Annotated in this window: 17 protein-coding genes; 16 read left to right on the forward strand and 1 reads right to left on the reverse strand. The window is 67.5% G+C overall.

Features of this window, described 5'->3' with window-relative positions; genetic code table 11:
* The first annotated feature begins 32 nt into the window (after window positions 1–32).
* From gspE to pncB, 14 genes are all read left to right on the forward strand, one after another.
* A complete protein-coding gene (gene gspE, locus AC13GA_RS01170; protein ID WP_136638604.1) occupies window positions 33–1,754 on the forward strand; it encodes a type II secretion system ATPase GspE in 1,722 nt (573 codons plus the stop codon).
* A gap of 24 nt (window positions 1,755–1,778) precedes the next feature.
* Window positions 1,779–2,999, forward strand: a complete 1,221-nt coding sequence (gene xpsF, locus AC13GA_RS01175; protein WP_136638603.1) for a type II secretion system protein XpsF — start codon at window positions 1,779–1,781, stop codon at window positions 2,997–2,999.
* A gap of 49 nt (window positions 3,000–3,048) precedes the next feature.
* Window positions 3,049–3,492, forward strand: coding sequence for a type II secretion system major pseudopilin GspG (gene gspG, locus AC13GA_RS01180; protein WP_004142831.1), 444 nt, complete (start codon window positions 3,049–3,051; stop codon window positions 3,490–3,492).
* Window positions 3,493–3,498: 6 nt separating this feature from the next.
* Window positions 3,499–3,993, forward strand: a complete 495-nt coding sequence (xpsH, locus tag AC13GA_RS01185; RefSeq protein ID WP_136638602.1) for a type II secretion system protein XpsH — start codon at window positions 3,499–3,501, stop codon at window positions 3,991–3,993.
* Window positions 3,990–4,409 (forward strand): type II secretion system protein XpsI, encoded by a 420-nt coding sequence (gene xpsI, locus AC13GA_RS01190; protein ID WP_136638601.1) that lies wholly within the window; start codon window positions 3,990–3,992, stop codon window positions 4,407–4,409. The genes xpsH and xpsI overlap by 4 nt, the downstream gene beginning before the upstream one ends.
* Window positions 4,406–5,038, forward strand: coding sequence for a type II secretion system protein J (locus AC13GA_RS01195; protein ID WP_136638600.1), 633 nt, complete (start codon window positions 4,406–4,408; stop codon window positions 5,036–5,038). The genes xpsI and AC13GA_RS01195 overlap by 4 nt, the downstream gene beginning before the upstream one ends.
* Window positions 5,035–5,898, forward strand: coding sequence for a type II secretion system minor pseudopilin (locus AC13GA_RS01200; RefSeq protein WP_004142842.1), 864 nt, complete (start codon window positions 5,035–5,037; stop codon window positions 5,896–5,898). The genes AC13GA_RS01195 and AC13GA_RS01200 overlap by 4 nt, the downstream gene beginning before the upstream one ends.
* Window positions 5,895–7,040, forward strand: a complete 1,146-nt coding sequence (locus AC13GA_RS01205; RefSeq protein WP_482997388.1) for a PilN domain-containing protein — start codon at window positions 5,895–5,897, stop codon at window positions 7,038–7,040. Before AC13GA_RS01200 ends, AC13GA_RS01205 begins: the two co-directional genes overlap by 4 nt.
* Window positions 7,015–7,734, forward strand: a complete 720-nt coding sequence (gspM, locus tag AC13GA_RS01210) for a type II secretion system protein GspM (RefSeq protein WP_482997389.1) — start codon at window positions 7,015–7,017, stop codon at window positions 7,732–7,734. Before AC13GA_RS01205 ends, gspM begins: the two co-directional genes overlap by 26 nt.
* The gene (locus AC13GA_RS01215; protein WP_430766212.1) at window positions 7,724–8,515 is read left to right on the forward strand and encodes a hypothetical protein; all 792 of its coding nucleotides are present in this window, start codon (window positions 7,724–7,726) and stop codon (window positions 8,513–8,515) included. The genes gspM and AC13GA_RS01215 overlap by 11 nt, the downstream gene beginning before the upstream one ends.
* A gap of 9 nt (window positions 8,516–8,524) precedes the next feature.
* On the forward strand, window positions 8,525–10,726 hold the full coding sequence (gspD, locus tag AC13GA_RS01220; protein ID WP_136638596.1) for a type II secretion system secretin GspD: 2,202 nt from the start codon (window positions 8,525–8,527) through the stop codon (window positions 10,724–10,726).
* 604 nt (window positions 10,727–11,330) lie between these two features.
* Window positions 11,331–12,185: a glycosyltransferase family 2 protein gene (locus tag AC13GA_RS01225; RefSeq protein ID WP_046982655.1), complete on the forward strand. Its 855-nt coding sequence runs from the start codon at window positions 11,331–11,333 to the stop codon at window positions 12,183–12,185.
* Window positions 12,182–13,021: a glycosyltransferase family 2 protein gene (locus AC13GA_RS01230; RefSeq protein ID WP_046982656.1), complete on the forward strand. Its 840-nt coding sequence runs from the start codon at window positions 12,182–12,184 to the stop codon at window positions 13,019–13,021. The genes AC13GA_RS01225 and AC13GA_RS01230 overlap by 4 nt, the downstream gene beginning before the upstream one ends.
* 107 nt (window positions 13,022–13,128) lie before the next feature.
* Window positions 13,129–14,310, forward strand: coding sequence for a nicotinate phosphoribosyltransferase (gene pncB / locus AC13GA_RS01235; RefSeq protein WP_046982657.1), 1,182 nt, complete (start codon window positions 13,129–13,131; stop codon window positions 14,308–14,310).
* A gap of 16 nt (window positions 14,311–14,326) precedes the next feature.
* Here the strand turns inward: pncB and AC13GA_RS01240 are convergent, their stop codons facing one another.
* Window positions 14,327–14,692, reverse strand: coding sequence for a hypothetical protein (locus AC13GA_RS01240; protein WP_014645902.1), 366 nt, complete (start codon window positions 14,690–14,692; stop codon window positions 14,327–14,329).
* A 458-nt stretch (window positions 14,693–15,150) separates the two neighbouring features.
* Here AC13GA_RS01240 and AC13GA_RS01245 point away from each other — a divergent pair, with 458 nt between their 5' ends.
* Entirely contained in the window at window positions 15,151–15,690 is a 540-nt protein-coding gene (locus tag AC13GA_RS01245; protein ID WP_046982659.1) for a fimbrial protein, read from the forward strand.
* Between the two features lie 85 nt (window positions 15,691–15,775).
* The gene (locus AC13GA_RS01250) at window positions 15,776–16,507 is read left to right on the forward strand and encodes a fimbrial biogenesis chaperone (RefSeq protein ID WP_046982660.1); all 732 of its coding nucleotides are present in this window, start codon (window positions 15,776–15,778) and stop codon (window positions 16,505–16,507) included.
* Window positions 16,508–16,568 lie beyond the last annotated feature (61 nt).

Below are 16,568 nucleotides of genomic sequence, written 5' to 3' on the forward strand. Positions count from 1 at the left end.
GCTAAAGTCGAACCGATTGACAGGAGAGTCATGTGAACGCGCTTGCTGCAACCGCTGCCGACACCGCCGAAGGTCGCATCCTGGATGCGTTGCTGGCGCGTGGCCGGCTGAAGGAAGGCGACCTGGCACGGGCGCGGCCGCTGCACGCCGAAGCCGGTGGCAGCCTGCTCGGCCTGCTGGTGCGGCTGGGGCTGGTCTCCGAACGTGACCAGGCGCAGGCCAGCGCCGAGGTGCTGGGGCTGCCGCTGCTGGAAGGAAAGCAGCTGCCCGAGGCGCCGCCACAGGGGCTGGCCGAGGGCCTGCCGCTGTCGCTGCGCTTCCTCAAGCAGTTCCATGTGTGCCCGTTGGCGCTTGATGAACAGGGCGTGCGGCTGTGGCTGGCCGATGCCCACGATCCCTATCCGCAGCAGGCCGTGCAGCTGGCATTGGGCGTACCGGTGACGCCAGTGCTGGGCATGCGCGCCGAGATCGATGATCTGGTCGAGCGCTGGTTCGGCCAGGGCCGTAGTGCGATGGGCGCGATTGTCGAGACCGCCGATGGCGAGGGCGGTGCGGTGGATGACATCGAGCACCTGCGCGACCTTGCCTCGGAAGCGCCGGTGATCCGCCTGGTCAACCTGGTGATACAGCGCGCGGTGGAGCTGCGCGCCTCGGACATCCATGTCGAACCGTTCGAAAGCCGGTTGAAGGTCCGTTACCGCGTCGATGGCGTGCTGGTGGAGGGCGAAAGCCCGCCGGCCAACCTCACCGCGGCGGTGATCAGTCGCATCAAGATCATGGCCCGGCTCAACATCGCCGAGCGCCGCCTGCCGCAGGATGGCCGCATCATGCTGCGCGTGCAGGGCAAGGAACTGGACCTGCGCGTCAGTACCGTGCCGACCGCGCACGGCGAAAGCGTGGTGATGCGCCTGCTCGACCGCGAAACGGTGGTGTTCGATTTCCATCGCCTCGGCTTCACCGACGCCTTCCTGCCGCAGTTCCGCAAGGTGCTGGAACAGCCGCACGGCATCCTGCTGGTGACCGGCCCGACCGGTTCGGGCAAGACCACCACGCTCTATACCGCGCTGAGCCAGCTGAACACTGCCGACGTCAAGATCATCACGGTCGAAGACCCGGTCGAGTACCAGATCGAGGGCATCAACCAGATCCAGGCCAAGCCGCAGATCGGGCTGGACTTCGCCAATGCCCTGCGCAGCATCGTGCGCCAGGACCCGGACATCATCATGATCGGCGAAATGCGCGACCTGGAAACCGCGCGCATCGCGATCCAGTCGGCGCTGACCGGCCACCTGGTGCTGTCCACCCTGCATACCAACAATGCGGCCGGCGGCATCACCCGCCTGCTCGACATGGGCGTGGAAGACTATCTGCTCACCTCCACCATCAACGGCATCCTCGCCCAGCGCCTGGTGCGCCGGCTGGAACCGACCCACGCCGAACGCTACGAAGCCTCGCCGGAGGAGATCGAACGCTTCGAACTGCGCCGCCTGCAGCCGCAGGGGCCGATCCACCTGTACCGCCCTAAGCCCTCGGCGCTGGCACCGACCGGCTACCTGGGACGTACCACCATCATGGAATTCCTGGTGATGAACGACGCGCTGCGGCGTGCGGTGATGCGCCGTGATGGCATGGGCGAGATCGAGCGCATCGCCCGCGAGGCCGGCATGCGCACCATGTACGAGGATGGCCTGTCCAAGGCGCTGAGCGGGCAGACGACCATCGAGGAAGTGCTGCGCGTGACCGAGGAAAGCTGATGCGCGCAGGACGCAGGGGCTGACATGCCGAACTACCGCTACAAGGCGCTCAACACGCACGGCGAGATCTTCGACGGGCAGATGGAAGCGGCCAGCGAGGCCGAGCTGGTCGCGCGCCTGCAGGACCAGGGCCACCTTCCGATGGAGACGCAGCTGGCTGACGGCGGCGCGATCGGCGGCAGCACCTGGCGCAACCTGTTCCGCCAACGCCCGCTGCAGGGCGCGGCACTGCTGCAGTTCACCCAGCAGCTGGCGACACTGCTCGGTGCCGGCCAGCCACTCGACCGCGCGCTGTCGATCCTGCTCGGCCTGCCGGAAGACGAACGTTCGCGGCGTGCGATCACCGACATCCGCGACGTGGTGCGCGGTGGTGCGCCGCTGTCCACTGCGCTGGAGCGTCAGCACGGGCTGTTCTCGCGCCTGTACGTGAACATGGTGCGCGCCGGCGAGGCGGGTGGCAGCCTGCACGACACCCTGCAGCGGCTGGCTGACTACCTTGAACGCAGCCGTGCGCTGCAGGGCAAGGTGATCAACGCGCTGGTGTACCCGGCCATCCTGCTGGTGGTGGTGGGCGGTGCACTGCTGTTCCTGCTCGGCTATGTGGTGCCGCAGTTCGCGCAGATGTACGAGAGCCTGGACGTGGCGCTGCCGTGGTTCACCAACGCGGTGCTGCAGTTGGGCCTGTTCGTGCGCGACTGGTGGGTGCTGCTGCTGGTGGTGCCCGCCGTGCTGGCGCTGTTCTTCGAACGCAAGGCGCGGCAACCGGTGTTCCGCCTGGCGCTGGATGGCTGGCTGCTGCAGCGGCGCGGCATCGGCCGCCTGCTGGGCGAACTGGAAACCGCACGGCTGGCACGCACGCTGGGTACCCTGTTGCGCAACGGCGTGCCATTGCTGGGCGCGCTGGGCATCGCCCGCAACGTGCTGGGCAACCGCGCGCTGGCCGCCGATGTCGAGGCCGCCGCGGATGAAGTGAAGAACGGCGCCGGCCTGTCGCTGGCGCTGTCGCGCGGCAAGCGGTTCCCGCGGCTGGCCCTGCAGATGATACAGGTGGGCGAGGAATCCGGCGCACTCGATACCATGCTGCTGAAGGCGGCCGATACCTTCGAACAGGACAGTGCCCGCCGCATCGACCGCCTGCTGGCAGCGATGGTGCCGGCGATCACCCTGGTGCTGGCCTCGGTGGTCGGCGCGGTGATCGTGGCCGTGCTGGTGCCGCTGTACGACCTGACCAATGCCATCGGTTGACGATGGATTCCTACGCAACCCCGACACTTCGTAACTGAAAGGACCGACCATGATTGCTTCCCGTCGACCGATCCGCCTTTCCTTCACCGCCGCGCGCAACCAGTCAGGCATGAGCCTGCTGGAAATCATCATCGTCATCGTGCTGATCGGTGCGGTGCTGACCCTGGTCGCGAGCCGCGTGCTGGGCGGCGCCGATCGCGGCAAGGCCAACATCGCCAAGGCGCAGGTGCAGACCGTCGCGTCCAAGGTCGACAACTACCAGATCGATACCGGCAAGCTGCCTGGCTCGCTCAACGATCTGGTGACCGCACCGGCGGGCGTCGGCGGCTGGCTGGGTCCGTATGCCAAGCCGGCTGACCTGAACGATCCGTGGGGCCACGCGCTGGAATACCGTGCGCCGGGTGAAGGCCAGCCGTACGAGCTGATCAGCCTCGGCAAGGATGGCAAGGCCGGCGGCAGCAGCGTCGACGCCGACATCCGCTACCAGCCTTGATCCTGCATGACGTATTTCCTGCCGCGCCGGCTGCCTCGCCCGCGCCTGCACGGCAGGCGCGCAGCGGGCCTGTCGCTGCTGGAAATGCTGCTGGTGATCGCGCTGATCGCAGCGATCGGCCTGATCACTGCTGCCGGCCTGTCACGTGGCTTTGCCGGCATGCAACTGCGCAGTGCCGGCAAGGACATCGCCAACCAGCTGCGGGTGGTACGCGCGCAGGCGATCACCCGGGGTGAACCGCAGCGCTTCGTGATTGAACCGGCGCGACGCCGCTGGGAAGGTGCCAATCAACGCCAGGGTGAAGTGCCTGCGCAGCTGCAGGTGCAGTTCGAAGGCGCCGCGCAGCTGGCCACCGCACCGGGGCAGGGCGTGATCGAGTTCCATCCCGATGGTGGTTCCAGTGGCGGCCGCATCCGCCTGCAGCGCGACGGTGCCGAGTGGCGCATCGATGTTGGCTGGCTGACCGGCGAAGTGCGCTCCGGCCCATGGCGGGCGCAATGAAGCGGCGTGCGCGTGGCTTCACCCTGCTGGAAGTGATCATCGCCTTCGCCCTGCTCGGGTTGGCGCTGACGCTGCTGCTGGGCAGCCTGTCCGGTGGTGCGAAGCAGGTACGCGAGGCCGGGCTGCGCACGCGCGCGGTGCTGCATGCGCAGTCGCTGCTGGCCGAGACGGGAGTCGCCACGCCGCTGCAGGTCGGCCGCCAGCAGGGCGACTGGGAGCAGGGCCGCTATCACTGGGAGCTGCAGGTGCAGCCGTGGGTGGAGCCGCGTGCAGGTAGCGTGGTGCAGTCACAGTCGCCGGGTGCGCCCTGGCTGGCCGAGCTGCAGCTGCAGGTGCGCTGGGGTGACAGCGAGCGCGAACAGCTGCGCTGGCGCAGCCTGCGCCTGCTGCCGCCGGATCTGGAGAGCGCGCGATGAAACGGCGCGCTGCGGGTTTCACCCTGATCGAGGTGATGCTGGCCACGGTGCTGTTGGCCGGCGGGCTGGCCCTGGCGTTCGCCAGCGTGCGCTCGGCGATGGCGGTCAGCCAGCGCGGCGAGCAGATCGCTGCCGAGAGCGAACGCATGCGCGCGGTGCAGGCGCTGCTGCGGCGGCAGCTGGCCGGCGCGCTGCGCACACCGCTGGAAGTACCCGACCCCACCCGTGAGCCGATCTTCTTCCAGGGCGAAGAACAGCGCATGCTGTTCGCCGCCGACCTGCCCGGCTATCTCGGCCGCGGCGGACCGTACCTGCACGCGTTGCAGGTGGACGGCCGCAGTGGCCAGCAGCGCCTGCTGCTGGACCTGGTGCTGCTGCAGGAGGGCGAGCGCATCGCAGAAACGCCGCCGCGTCCACCGGAAGTGCTGGTGGACGGCCTGAAGTCGGTGCAACTGCGCTATCGCGGCATTGACGCCAGCACCGGCCAGGTGACCGATTGGCTGCCGCGCTGGGACGATACGCGGCGCCTGCCGATGCTGGTGGAAGTACAGATCGTGCCGGCCAAGGGCGCGCCCTGGCCGGTGCTGGTGGTCGCACCGCGTGCCGGTGGCAGCGGAGGTGCGCGATGAACCGGCAGGGTGGCGCCGCGCTGGTGCTGGTGTTGTGGCTGATCGCGTTGATGACTGCACTGGTCGGCGCCTTTGCACTGAGCGCGCGGGTCGAGCACCTGCAGCAGCGGGTGCTGGATGACGACGCGCGCGGCCAGGAGCGTGCACGGGCCGGCCTGGAATACGCGCTGATGCGCCTGTCCGCCGATCCGCAGCGGGCCCCGTGGCGGGCCGATGGCCGTACCTATCGCTGGACGTTCGATGACGCCAGCATCGAGATCAAGGTGCTGGACGAGAACGGCAAGATCAACCTGAATCTGGCCGATGTGGCCCTGCTGACCGCTTTCCTCAAGGCGCTGGGCGAAGACGAAGGAGCCGCACGGCAGCTGGCCGGTGCCATCGTCGACTGGCGCGACGAGGACAGTCTGCTGCAGCCCGGTGGCGGTGCCGAGGCGCCCGACTATGCCGCGGCCGGGTTGCCGTATGGCCCGCGCAACAAGCGTTTCGAGACCCTGGGCGAACTGCAGCGGGTGCTCGGCATGCCCGGGCCGTTGTACCAGAAGATGCTGCCGCACCTGACCCTGTACAGCCGCCAGGCACGCCCGGATCCGCAGTTCGCCAGCGCACCGGTGCTGACCGCATTGGGGCTGGATGCCGACACCGTGCTGGCCCAGCGCGCCCAGCAGGAGCGTGATGCCGATACCGCTGCGGGTGCGACAACGCTTGCCAGCAGCAGTGGCACCTATAGTATCGAGTCCCGTGTCATCGACGGCAGTGGACGCCGGTCGGTGTTGCAGGCAGTGGTTCGCAATGGCTCGGGCGGGGTTCCCGGGCGGTCCTACACAGTGCTTCGCTGGGAGCAGGGAATGACAGCAAGATGACGGCTTGGCAGGACAGTCTGCGGCAGGTTCAGGGCCGGATCGGCCCGGGCGCTGGCCGCTTCCTGCGCTGGTGGCGGCAATCGCTGCTGGCGTGGGTGCCGGCACGTTGGCAGTGGGCGCTGGGTTGGGCACAGGCGCGCCTGCTGCTGCTGCGCGAGGGTGACCAGCTGCAGGTCTGGCGTGAGGCCGGCGAACGCCGCGAAGCGGTGGCGACCTTGCCGTGGCCGTTGTCGCCGGCCGAACTGGACCGCGTTCTGGAGCCGCGCCTGCGCAGCCTGCCGCGGGTGTGGCTGTTGCCGGCCAGTGAAGTGCTGCGCCGCCATCTTCGGCTGCCGGCGGCGGCGGCCGACCGCCTGCGCGCGGTGGTCGGCTTCGAGATCGACCGGCAGACACCGTTCGAATCCAGCCAGGTCAGCTATGACGTGCGTGAACTGGGCAGCGCCGGCGAAGGCCAGTTGCAGGTTGAACTGATCGCCTGGCCGCTGCGCGAGCTGGAGGCCTGGCGTGGCAGCGTGGGCGAGTGGGCCGATATGTTGGCCGCCGTCGACGCGATTGATGCGAAGGGCGATCCGCTGCACGTGAATCTGCTGCCGCCCGCGCAGCGCCAGCTGCGACCGGACCCGATGCGGCGCTGGAACCTGCTGCTGGCCCTGGCCGCGCTGGTGATGCTGGTGCTGGCCGCCCTGCAGCTGCTCGACAACCGCCGCGCCGCCGCCGATGAACTGCGTGCCCAGGTTGAACGCAGCGCGCGCAGTGCGCGTGGCGTGGCCAGCGAACGTGCGCAGCTGCAGGCGCTGATCGACGGTGCCGCGTTCCTCGAAAAGCAGCGCAGCCAGCGCGCCGGCACGGTGGAAATCTGGAATGAACTGACCCGGCGCCTGCCGGAGGGCACCTACCTGGAAAAACTGGCCATCGAGAACAACAACCTGCAGCTGATCGGGCTCAGCCGCGAGGCCTCGCAGCTGGTGCAGCTGCTGCAGGATGCGCCGCAGTGGCGCAAGGTCAACCTGACCGGCGTGCTGCAGGCCGACGGTGCGGCCAGTGGCCGTGACCGTTTCACCATGACCGCTGAACTGCAGCCGATGGCGGCTGCGGCTCCGGAAGGGGAGGCGGCCGATGCCGATGCCAAGCGCGCGCCGTGACCGCTGGCTGGCACTGGCACTGCTGCTGGCAGTGCTCGGCCTGGCCTATCTGTTGCTGGTGCACCCCTGGTTCACCCAGCCGCTGCGTGAGATCGATGCCGATGTGGCTGCCCTGCGCGAGCGCGAGCAGCGTGTACAGGCGCAGCTGCAGCAGCAGCCGCAGATCGAACAGCGCCTGCGCGCTACCCGCGAAGCGTTGCAGCAGCGGCCGGGCTTCCTGCGCGAAGCCACCGCCGAAGCCGCCGCCGCCGCGCTGGGTGGCAAGCTGCAGGATGCCGTGGCGATGGCCAGCCCGGGTAACCGCAGCTGCACCATCAGCAACCGTACGCCGCTGACCGACAACCGTCGCGATGCCGAGTTCGTGCGCGTCGCCATGCAGGTACGCCTGCGTTGCGGCGTGGCCGAACTGGCCACCGTGCTGCACAGCCTGGAAACCGGCAGCCCGCGCCTGTTAGTCGACAACCTCAACCTGATCGCACAGCGTTTCCAGCAATCGCCGAACGAATCCGGGCTGGGCCTGGATGTGTCCTTCGAACTGGCCGGTTATCTGTTGCCGGGTGCTGCGGCCGAAGGGGCCGCGCCAACACCCGCGAACGGGCCGGCCGCCACCCCGCAGCCGCCTGCAGCGGCACCGGTGGCTGCACCGGTACCGGATGCACCGGCCGAGGGACAGGAGGTGGCTGATGAAACTTGAGCAGATCAGCCTGCGCACCGGTTTCCTGCTGGCCCTGGCGGGCTGGGCGGCAGCAGTCTGGCTGGCCACCGGCTTCGGCCTCGGCAGCCAGTTGCCGGGCGCCGATGGCAATGCCGATGCGGCGCCGTCACTGCCCGGCCTGCCGTCGCTTGCCGCCGAACGCATGGCCAGTGCGGACAGCTACAGCGCGATCGGCGAGCGCCCGTTGTTCGCCGAGGACCGCAAGCCAAAGCCCTATCTGCTTGGTGGCAGCGAGCCCGCTGCCAGCGCCGCATTGCGCCTGACCGGCGTGCTGCTGACCGGCGATTTCGGCATGGCCACGTTCACTACCGAACAGAACCGCTCGCTGCGCCTGCGCCTCAATGGTGAGGCCGTTGATGGCTGGCAGCTGGTCGCGCTGGCGCCACGCCAGGCTACCGTGATCGGTCCCGGTGGCAACCAGGTGCTGGAGCTGGCGGTGTTCAACGGTCAGGGCGGTGAGCCGCCCACCGTGCTGCGCGGCGCCAACGGTGCACCGCAGGCGGGTGGAATCATTGTGCCGCCCCCGGCAGGTGCTCCCCCGCCACCGCCTGCCGCTGCAGCAACGGCACAGCAGCCGCCAGGTGGCAGCGCAGCACCGGCGGCCACACCGGCGGCCGCTACGCCTCCCGCCAACACCAACGGTCCCAGCGAAGCGCAGATGCAGGCCATCCGCGAACGCATCCAGGCCCGCCGCCGCCAGCTGCAGCAACAACAGCAGCAACAACCGTCGCCGCCCCCGGGCGATGGCACCAACCGATAGAGTGAATGCATGAACCTGCGTTTCCTTCCCTGGTCCTTTGCCCTCGCGCTGCTGGTTGGCTGCAGCACGGTGTCCGCGCCGCACGTGCAGCGCAAAGGCAACCTGACGTCCACGACCGATGCCGGCCAGGCGGCGGAAGTGGCTGCCGATGCCGCCCGTGACAGCCAGGGCGCGCCTCAGGCGGTCATCCGCCGCGGCACCGGCACCATGATCAACCGCGAAGCCGCGCGCGCGCCGGCGCCGGCACTGCACGGGGCCAGTACCGGCGAGGCCACCTTCAACTTCGAGGGGGAATCGGTGCACGCGGTGGTCAAGGCCATCCTCGGTGACATGCTCGGGCAGAACTACGTGATCGCACCGGGCGTGCAGGGCACGGTCACCCTGGCCACGCCGAAGCCGGTGTCGCCGGCACAGGCGCTGAACCTGCTGGAGATGGTGCTGGGCTGGAACAACGCACGCATGGTGTACAGCGGTGGTCGCTACAACATCGTGGCCGCCGACCAGGCATTGGCCGGCACTGTCGCACCAAGTACGGCGCCGGCGGCCAGCGCACGCGGTTTCGAGGTCCGGGTGATCCCGCTGCAGTTCATCTCCGCAACTGAAATGAAGAAGGTGCTGGAGCCGTACGCGCGCCCCAACGCCATCGTCAACGTCGACAGCGGCCGCAACGTGATCACCCTTGGTGGCACCCGCGCCGAGCTGGAAAACTACATGCGCACCGTCGAGATCTTCGACGTCGACTGGTTGTCGGGCATGTCGGTGGGCGTGTTCCCGATCCAGTCGGGCAAGGCCGAGCAGGTTGCAGCCGATCTGGAAAAGGTGTTCGGTGAAGAGAGCAAGACCCCCAGCGCCGGCATGTTCCGCTTCCTGCCGCTTGAGAACGCCAACGCGGTGCTGGTGATCACCCCGCAGGTGCGTTACCTGGACCAGATCCAGCAATGGCTGGATCGCATCGATACCGCCGGTGGCAGCGCCCGCCTGTTCTCCTATGAGCTGCGCTACATCAAGGCACGCGACCTCGCCGAACGCCTCAGTGAAGCCTTCGCCAGCAGCGGCAACCGCGGCGGGTCCAGCTCCGGCTCATTGGCGCCCGGCGCGATTCCGTCGCAGTTGGGCAGCGATGGTGATCGTGGCATGGACAGCAACAACAGCAGCAACTTCGGTTCGACGTCAGGCAGTGGTTCCAGTGGTACCGGCAACGGCAGCATGAACCTGCCGCAGCGCCAGGCCGGCAACGTCAGCGTCAGCCTGGAAGTGGAGGGCGACCGTGTCGGCGTGTCGGCGGTGGAAGAGACCAACACCCTGCTGGTCCGTTCGAGCCCGCAGGCCTGGCGCTCGATCCGCGAGGTGATCGAGAAGCTGGACGTGATGCCGCTGCAGGTGCACATCGAAGCGCAGGTGGCCGAAGTCGCACTGACCGGCGACCTGAAGTACGGCGTGAACTGGTTCTTCGACAACGCCGTAGCCGGGCGTGCACTGGGCGGCGCGCTGGGTGCGCTGACGCTGCCGCCGGCCGCCGGCGGTTCGTGGAGCACCTTCGCGGGCGCGGTGACCGGTGCCGAAGGCGCTGGTTGGGCGTTCACCGGCCACAATGGCGCAGCGGTGGTGAGCGCGCTGGACAAGGTCACCGATGTACGCCTGCTGCAGACCCCTTCGGTGTTCGTGCGCAACAACGCCGAAGCCACGCTCAACGTGGGCGACAAGGTGCCGATCAACACCACCACGGTGAACACCGGCATCGGCACCAGCAGCTACAGCTCGGTGCAGTACATCGACACCGGCGTGATCCTCAAGGTACGCCCGCGGGTGACCCGCGACGGCACGGTGTTCCTCGACATCGTGCAGGAAGTGAGCAGCGCTTCCGACGTGCCGGAGAACTGCAACCCGACCGAGCGCAACTGCAACCCGCGCATCTCCACCAAGAAGCTGTCGACCGAAGCGGCGGTGCAGAGCGGTGACACCATCATGCTGGCCGGCCTGATCACCGATACGGCCACCGATGGCAGCAGCGGCATTCCAGGCCTGAGCCGGATTCCGGTGGTGGGCGCGCTGTTCGGGCAGAAGACCCGCACCAGCCGTCGTTCGGAAGTGATCGTGCTGCTGACGCCGAGCATCGTCCGCAACAGCCAGGAAGCGCGCAACCTGACCGACGAGTACAGCCAGCGCTTCCGCGCGATGGAACCGCTGAACCAGCCGCGCGCAAAGAAGTAAGGGGTTTACGGCCGGGCTGCGCCCGGCAACCGCAGAGGCCAGAGCTGGAGCAACAGCAACAGCAACAGCAACAGCGGGTTTCTGCGGGATGGCGGGGCGGTGTGGGTTGTCAAGACACGCCGTAAACCCGTCCCTGGGGGCTCGATGGCGCCATCCATGGCGCCAACGGTCCTGCCAACCCACACCGCCCCACCCCTGACAGATTCCTGCGGCTGTTGGTAGGTGTCGACCTTGGTCGACACGGTAGATCCACGCCATGCGTGGATGCATGTCTGTCAGATTTCGAAATCAGAAAATGGGGGTCAGATCCGTTTTCCTCTGGAAAACGGATCTGACCCCCATCGGCATGTCCAGCAGATCGCAGAAATCTGTCGAAGGCGGGGTGGGTCCGGTTGCGGGGGACGCTGCAAGTACGTCCATGTAAGCTCGGTCGCCGCATCCATGCGGCTCACGCCCCTGCAACCGGACCCACCCCGCCATCCCACAGGAACCCAGCCTTTGCTTCGGCTGTTGCTGTTGCTCCGGCCTGAAGCGGGCGCCGGGTGCAACCCGGCCGATACCCTCCCAGTGCTAGGCTGTGTCCACCGACAACCACGGAGGCGGGATGGGGGCGATCGTGTTGTTGCCGCTGTGCGTGGACGATGCTGCGCTCGACCGCTGCCTGGCCGCGCTGGATGCCGGCACCGCGCCGGGAACCGCGGTCTGGCTGGCCGATGACGCGCAGACCGGGCCGCGTGCGCAGGCGGTGGTGGAGCACTGGTTGGCGCATACGCCGTTGCAGGCCGAATACACCCGCCGCGCGCGGCCGCTGGGCGAGGTCGCCCATCTGGATGAGATGCTGCGCGCCTGCGAGGGCCTGGACGTGGCCGTGCTGGCGCCGGACAGCGTGCCCGCACCCGGCTGGCTGCAGCAGCTGCAGGACGCCTTCGCCCGCGATGCCGCCATCGCCACCGCAACACCGTGGTGCAATGCCGGCGAAACCGCCGCGTGGCCGCGATTGGGCGAAATCAATCCCGAGCCCGAGGACCCGGCGCTGCTGGCACACGCCTGTGCCACGCTGCCAGTGCTGCATCCGGAGCTGCCCTCGGCAGTCACCCACGCGGTACTGGTGCGCGGCAACGCGCGTCGCCGCGCCGGTGGCCTGGACGTGGAGAGTTATGCGGGGTGGAACGCGGCGCTGGTCGACCTGAGCCTGCGCATGGCCGGGCTGGGCTGGCGCAATGTCCTGTGCGAAACAGCCTTCGTCGGCCGCGCAGGGGAGGCCATCAGCCGCGATGGCGATCTTGAAGCGCTGGCCGCGCGCTGGCCGGCCTGGGTGCCGCGGCTGGCCGATTTCCTGATGCACGATCCGTTGCACGGGATGCGCGCCGATCTGCAGCAGCGCATGCAGCAGGCGATAATACCGGCCGAGCAGGGTGACCTGTTCGTCCCGTCATCCGCGCCGGAGCCTCACGCTTGAATGTTGCCATTGCCGCCATCGTCGTCACCTACCAGAGCGGCAGCACCATCGATGCCTGCCTCTCACGGCTGCGCCAAGCGCAGGACGTGGCCGAGATCCGGGTGATCGACAATGGTTCGGTGGATGGCACGCTGGAGATCGTGCAGCGACACGCCAGCCATGACCCGCGTGTGCGCTTCATCGGTAATCCGGACAATCCCGGCTTCGCCGCCGCCAACAACCAGGGCGTGGCCGATTCGGGCAGCCCGTGGCTGGCCTTCATCAATCCGGACCTGATGGTCGAACCGGAAACGCTGGCCGGATTGCGCAGCCGCGCCGACGCGCTCGGTGACTGCCTGCTCGGTGTCGAACAGCTGGATGAGCATGGCCACGCCGATGAGGCCGTGCGCCGCCGCGACCCGGATTTCCTGTTGATGCTGCGCTCGCCGGGCAAAGGCTCGAAACTGGCCGTTCCCCGTGACCCGCAGCAGGCACTGCAGCGGGTACCTGCGTTGTCCGGTGCCTTGCTGATGATGTCGCGCGCACTGTTCGACCGTATCGGTGGCTGGGACGCTGGTTACCGCCTGCATGCCGAAGACCTGGACCTGTGCCGTCGTGCCCGCGAGGCCGGCGCAGTGGTGGCGATCGCCAACGATCTGCAGGTCACCCACGTGCGCGGCGTATCCAGCCGCTCACGTCCGTTCTTCGTCGAGTGGCACAAGCACAAGGGCCTGTGGCGCTATTTCCAGAAGTTCGAGGCAAGACAGCGTTCGCTGCCGGTACGCGTGGCGGTGTGGGGCGCGATCTGGGCGCACGCGCTGATGCTGGTGCCGCGCCTGCTGCGCAGGTCGTTGTAGAGCCGAGCCCACGCTCGGCTCAGGCAACAATCCAGCCGAACGTGGGCTCGGCTCTACAGAAGGCCGGCGCGCCCACGGTTCACTCCGTCGGGCGCATAATCCGCCCCATGCCTATCATCCAGTCCCTGCTCGACACCGACCTGTACAAGTTCACCATGATGCAGGCGGTGCTCCACCAGCATCCCGGCGCCCAGGTGCAGTACCGGTTCAAGTGCCGCACGCCCGGCATCGAACTGGCCCGCTACATCGACCAGATCGACGAAGAGATCGACCACCTGTGCAGCCTGCGCTTCAGTGACGTGGAGCTGGACTACATGCGTGGCCTGCGCTTCGTGAAGCCCGACTTTGCCGACTTCCTTGGCCTGTTCCACCTCGACCGCAAGTACATCCAACTGCGCGCGTCGAAGACCGTGCCCGGCGAGATCGAGCTGGATATCACCGGCCCGTGGCTGCACACCATCCTGTTTGAAGTGCCGCTGCTGGCGATCATCAACGAGGTCTGGTTCCGCAACACCACCACCGCCGACTTCGCCGAAGGCGAGCGCCGCCTGCAGGCCAAGGCCGCGCTGCTGCGTGATACCCCCGGCTTCGAGCAGTGCCGTATCGCCGACTACGGCAGCCGCCGCCGCTACTCGCGTGACTGGCATGCCCGCCTGCTGCCATTGCTGCGCGATGCACTCGGGCCGCAGCTGGTTGGCACCAGCAACGTGCACTTCGCGCGCCTGTATGGCATGACTCCGCACGGCACCATGGCCCATGAGTACCTGCAGGCGTTCCAGGCGCTGGGCCCGCGCCTGCGTGATTCGCAGGTGGCGGCACTGGAGTCATGGGCACGCGAATATCGCGGCGACCTCGGCATCGCGCTGTCCGATGTGGTCGGCCTGGACGCGTTCCTGCGCGACTTCGACATGTACTTCTGCAAGTTGTTCGACGGCGTGCGCCACGACTCTGGCGATCCGTTCGACTGGGGTGACCGCATGCTGGCGCATTTCCAGCAGCGCCGTGTCGATCCACGCAGCAAGGTGCTGGTGTTCAGCGATGGCCTCGACATCGTCAAGGTGATGCGCCTGTACGACTACTTCCGTGGTCGCTGCCAGGTCGCCTTCGGCGTCGGCACCCACCTGACCAATGATCTGGGACCAACGCCGCTCAACATCGTCATCAAGATGGTCCGCTGCAACGGCCAGCCGGTGGCCAAGCTCAGCGATTCGCCGGGCAAGAGCATGTGCGACGACCCTGGTTACCTGGCTTACCTGCGCCAGGTCTTCGAGCTGCCGCAGCCGGAGTAATGCCGGCCTGCGGGTCTTACAGGTAGTCGACCACCACCAGGTAGGCGCCCTGCAGCGGCTGCTGCTTCGAGGCCTGCACGCTGTAGCGCTCGGAGAAGGCGATATCACCGGCGCGCATCGCGCTGGCCGACACCGACAGCTTCTGGCCCTGGCGCTTGCCATCGCGCAGCGTTGCGGCCTGGCCATCGGCCAGCGCCGTCACGGCCACCGTCGAGCCCTTGGCCGATGGCGGGCAGGCCGCCAGGCTCAACTCGCCCTGGGACAGGTTCGTCGTGCAGCCCGGCTCAGCGATGCGACCGCTGAAACGGATGCTGCCGCTGCTGGCCTGGGCCAGTGCACTGACGGACATCAGGGCCACACACAGCAGGATGGAGTTCCTCATGACACGTTCTCTGGTTCGGTGTGTCCTAGTTAGCGACAGGTTCGATCCGTCTTTAATAGGACGTTTCCGAATCTGCTAGGGCCATCACCAAGAAAGAGTGATGCGCATCAAATAAGGCGATTTCCCGCTGAAAAAGCCTGTTCTCGCGTTGGCGCCGCAGGTAGCCAAATGCGTCAGCGGGTGGCGCTCACCGCCGATCATGGCGCCCGTCAAATCCCTCATGCCCCCGATTCCGGCGTTCCGCCTACCACGTCACATTTCGAGCGTCAATAAATCGTCGTTCAGAAAAATAATGAGACTTTCATCACAGTTGTGCCTATACTTGCGTCACGGATTCAGGGGAAGGTATGTCCGAGTCCGGCCACAGGTGAGACGCAAGGATGGGTCTTGATAGCCCGGCAGTGCTCCTTGCTTCCTCCTCTACTTCTCATCTCTTCAGTAGGGTTAGGTAAAAGCGAATGCACAAGATCAATATCATCGCCGCTCTGATGCTGGCCGCCGCTCCGCTGGCCGCCAACGCCGCCGACGGCACCATCACCTTCAACGGCAAGGTGACCGACAAGACCTGCACCATCTCGACCCCGGGCGGCAAGGACTTCGCCGTCAACCTGCCGACCGTGTCCAAGAACACCCTGGCCAATGCCGGTGCCGTTGCGGGTCGTACCCCGTTCGCGATCAACCTGACCAAGTGCAGCGCCGGCAACGTCGCGACCTACTTCGAGCCGGGTTCGACCGTTGACTTCAACACCGGCCGCCTGCTGAACCAGGCTTCGGCCAACGCTGCCACCAACGTGCAGCTGCAGCTGCTGGGTTCCAACAACCAGGTCCTGCCGATCAAGGCAGCCGGCGCTGGCCTGGCCCAGACCAACTCGCAGTGGGTCACCGTCGGCACCGACGGTTCGGCCGACCTGAGCTACTACGCTGAGTACTACGCCACTGCCGCCGCCACCCCGGGCGACGTCACCAGCAGCGTCAAGTACACGATCATCTACAACTGATCGTAGCCGTACCCGCATTGGCCGGCGTACGCGCCGGCCAATGCTCCGCGGCCTCTGGCCACACACCTCGAGCGTAGTACTTCCGATGAAAGCAATCTTTCCCCGGGCGCTGCTGCTGGCAGCGTTCACGCTGCCCTTCTGCCAGAACGCACTGGCCGGCGTGGTGGTCAACGGCACGCGAGTGATCTATCCGGCGCAGGCGCGCGAAGTCACCGTGCAGGTCGACAACGTGGGCGAATCGCCGGCGCTGGTGCAGGCCTGGATCGACAGCGGCGACGCCAACCAGACCGCCGATACCAGCGATGCACCGTTCGTGCTGACGCCGCCGATCGCGCGCGTCGAGCCGGGCCGCAGCCAGGCGCTGCGCCTGATCTTCTCCGGCGCGCAGCTGCCGACCGACCGCGAGTCGGTGTTCTGGCTCAACGTGCTGGATGTGCCGCCGTCGCCGGACAACGCCGACAACAGTGGCGAACAGAATTACCTGCAGGTCGCGTTTCGTTCGCGCCTGAAGCTTTTCTACCGGCCGCAGGGCCTGAAGGGCGTCGCCAACGACGCACCGGCAGCACTGCGCTGGACCCGCAATGGCGACCGCCTGCGGGTGGAAAACCCGAGCCCCTTCCACGTCACGCTGGCTGAAGTGCATGCCGTGACCGGCAGCAGTGAAAAGGCCGTCGAGGACAAGGGCGCGATGGTCGCGCCGAAGCAGAGCCTGGAGTTCGCCGCACCGGCGGGCACCGACCAGGTCCGCTTCATCACCATCAACGACTACGGCGGCCGGGTGGAACACACCATCCGCCTCGGCAGCACCGGGGGCTGAACGCGCCGCGCCGGCCCATGGCCTGCGCATCCCGCCACCGCCGCCGTGCGGCGAATTGAAG

The sequence above is a fragment of the Stenotrophomonas sp. 22DLJC03 genome, from assembly GCF_056861405.1.